Here is a 1,318-nt window from a genome sequence, read left to right as displayed (position 1 = left end):
CGACGCAGACTGTCTTCGGTGAAGGTCCCGACAATGCCAAGGTGATCTTCGTCGGCGAACAACCGGGGGATCAGGAGGATCTCGCCGGCAAACCTTTCGTTGGTCCGGCCGGCAAGGTGTTCGATGCGATCCTGGATGATGCCGGTGTCGATCGGCAAAAGGTCTATGTCACCAACGCAGTCAAGCACTTCAAGTTCGAGCCGCGCGGCAAGCGCCGCATCCACTCCAAGCCGAATTCCGGTGAGATTCAGGCCTGCCGCTGGTGGATCGACCAAGAATTCGAGCTGATCAAGCCGAACCTCGCCGTGGCACTCGGCGCGACGGCGGCGATGTCGCTGCTCGGCAAGGCGATCCCGGTGACAAAGATGCGCGGACAAGTGATCGAGCGCGAGGACGGATTGCGCGTGTTCATCACCATCCATCCCTCCTTCATTCTGCGCATCCGCGAGTCCGCGGACAAGGAGGCTGAACGCGAACGGTTCCTGCAGGATATGAAGCTGGTGAAGCGGCTGATGGCCGCCTGATTAGTCTGCTTTGCGCAATTCCGGACGGAAAACCGCTTCACACTTTTCCTGGAATTGCTTCAGCTACCTGATCAGAATTGCCCTGAGATCGTTGACATTCGTACCGGTCGGGCCGGGTACGAAGAGATCGCCAACCGCGTTGAAGGCCGTCCAGGCATTGTTGCCGGCAAGCATGGCCTTGGCATCGACACCGGCCGAGCGCATGCGCGACACGGTCGAGCCATCGGCGAAGGCGCCGGCATTGTCTTCCGAACCGTCGATGCCATCGGTGTCGGCGGCCAATGCGTGGATGCCTTCGACGCCGTTGATGCCGATAGCAAAGGCGAGCAGGAATTCCGAATTGCGGCCGCCCTTGCCTTTTGCCCGTAGCGTGACGGTTGTCTCGCCGCCCGACAGGACCAACACCGGCTTCGAAAATGGTCGGTTGCGCGTCGCCACTTCGCGCGCGATCGCGGCATGGACGCCGCCCACCTCGCGCGCTTCGCCCTCGATGGCATCGGAGAGGATAACGGCCTCGACACCCTGCCGTTTCGCTTCCGCAGCGGCGGCTTCCAGCGATACCCCGGCCGAAGCGATCAGATGCACCTCGTTGCGCGAAAAACGCTCGTCGTCCGGGCTTGGCGCATCGGCGGCCGGCGAATTGATATGCGCCATCACCGAGGCCGGCAGTTTCATGCCATAGGCCGATATCGAGGCCAGCGCGTCGGCGCGGATGCCTGTATCGGGTACGGTTGGGCCGGAGGCGACCATTGCCGGATTGTCGCCGGGAATATCGGAGACGATCAGCGATACCA

General features: G+C 62.1%; 2 protein-coding genes. One reads left to right on the top strand and one right to left on the bottom strand.

The window, feature by feature from the left end:
• The coding region (locus EN749_RS35880; protein ID WP_145991183.1) for a UdgX family uracil-DNA binding protein at positions 1-524 on the top strand (524 nt) is incomplete at its 5' end.
• Between the two features lie 63 nt (positions 525-587).
• Here the strand turns inward: EN749_RS35880 and EN749_RS35875 are convergent.
• Positions 588-1,318, bottom strand: a 731-nt coding sequence (locus EN749_RS35875) for an MOFRL family protein (RefSeq protein ID WP_128364952.1), incomplete at its 5' end; no start/stop codon positions are given.

The organism is Mesorhizobium sp. M7A.F.Ca.ET.027.02.1.1, assembly GCF_004022985.1.
Taxonomy (GTDB): Bacteria; Pseudomonadota; Alphaproteobacteria; order Rhizobiales; family Rhizobiaceae; genus Mesorhizobium.
The sequence above is the reverse complement of the archived record's forward strand: the minus strand, read 5'-3'. Positions and strand labels throughout refer to the sequence as shown.